Source organism: Arthrobacter castelli DSM 16402 (assembly GCF_000430705.1).
GTDB lineage: Bacteria > Actinomycetota > Actinomycetes > Actinomycetales > Micrococcaceae > Arthrobacter_C > Arthrobacter_C castelli.
Genome location: NZ_AUMN01000047.1, coordinates 1 through 1813 on the forward strand (window position 1 = coordinate 1; position 1813 = coordinate 1813).

At 60.0% G+C, this 1813-nt stretch carries 1 protein-coding gene; it reads left to right on the forward strand.

Annotated elements, in window-relative coordinates; translation table 11 throughout:
• Positions 1–209: 209 nt before the first annotated feature.
• A partial coding sequence (locus H535_RS27250; RefSeq protein WP_245580414.1) for a zinc metalloprotease occupies positions 210–1813 on the forward strand: 1604 nt, incomplete at its 3' end.

A 1813-nucleotide genomic window follows, 5' to 3' on the forward strand; every position in this document is an offset into this window, starting at 1 on the left:
CGACCGGCTCTATTACGCCAGCCCGGCCGGGCAGGTACCGGCCACAGGCGGCCAGTGGAAGAAAGCCGGCTCCCCACCCATCACCCACACATAAAAACCCAACGGCGGCTGCCATCAATTGTTGATGGCCAATGGGGACCGCCGTCCGGGACAGCCCATAACAGAAGTACCAGGACTCACTCGTATTATTCGCACCATATGGAGTATGTATGTCATTGATTTCGCGCTCTCAATGGGTGTGCGGCGCTACGTTGTCGTTGATGCTGATAGCCGGCACATTGCCTGCAGCGGCAGAGAATCCCGGATCACCGGATGCCCGTTCAACCTCGACGTCCACGGCGACCCCGTCTATGTCGCCGACCAAAAGTCCGGGCCAGCCGGCGAAAGCCCCCCTGGAGCAGACAGCCACACCTGATCCACAGCCCGGGGGAACCGGCGATGGCGGAGGCACAGAGCAGCCGGCACCGACGGAGACGGAAGAATCCGAAGCCGCGGCCGACCCCACCCAGTCCTCATCGGACCCGGCTGAGTCGAATCCGGAAGCCACCACGTCCTTCGTTCCTGATCCCGATTGGAATCCGCTGCTGGAACCCGGTATGAATCCCCGGCTCGGCGAACACCATATCGGCCCCGACCAGCCCGCACGGCAACGACGGTCGGCCCCTGACCAGCCAGGAATGGCGGCGGCCGGAGCGCGTACCGCTCATTTCGAAGTGACGCTGGTGACGGCCCGTCTGGCCGGCAAGAGCAAAGCCGATGTCGCCGCTATCGACCTGGGAACTGCCAACGCAGCGATTCGGAAAGCGGACGCCTACTGGAGCTCGGTATCAAACGGCCGCATGTCCATGGACAAGGTCAAAACCATCAAGGACTTCAGGTCGAAAGCCCGCATCACCGATTCCTACGACCAGATCATGGCCACGGTCACGAATGAGCTGGCCAACAGGGGCAAATGGAGCCAGAGCGCCAACGAAATCCTTGTGGTGTTCGTCCCGCATTCGAACCTCAATTCCTATGGCCAGTGGGGGATACTTGGTGGCGGATTCACCAACGGCCGCATGAATGGGAACGCCAGCGGCCGCGTGATCATGCCATACCCCTCGGCGCTGACCAACAATGTCGTGACTCATGAGTTTGGACACGTACTTGGTATGCACCATGCCAATTCGCTGCATTGCACCGACGGGAGCAGTGACGTCGGGAGCGCACGTGGAACCTGGAAAGACCCGGATTGCAGCAGCTACGAGTACGGCGACACCTTGGACATCATGGGGTTCGCGCAGATCCCGATACCGATGATCAATTCATTCATGTACGACTACGGCAGATTCGGCACCGGCCGTGCGATCCGCAATACGGGAGTGGTCAAGGGAACCGAACGCTACACCCTGAGGGCATGGGCCGGTTCTGCGAAGAACCGGGCGATAAAATTCGAGGACCCCATCAGCGGCGAAGTGTATTACGTGGAGCTGCGCCTGCCGGTGGGGCACGACCGGGGCAAAGCAGTCGGCGGCAATCGCGGCGTGAAGATTGTGAAGCAAGGCGTGCTCGGCTGGAACGGCAACGCATCCATCGCGCTGATTCCAAACACGAAGTGGGCCGGATTGTATAACTCGAATCAGGCCTGGAAGGCCAATGAAACGTTCACGACGCATACCGGGACCACTGTGACCGTGAACTCCATCTCCAGCAGCCGTGCCAGGGTAACGATTCACGCTGCGAGGACGTATGAGTCGTTGTTTAGTTTTGCGAATTCTCCGACGATTTATGGGGTGTTGGCTGATGGTTCGTTTCGGTCGTTGAGTTGGTCTGA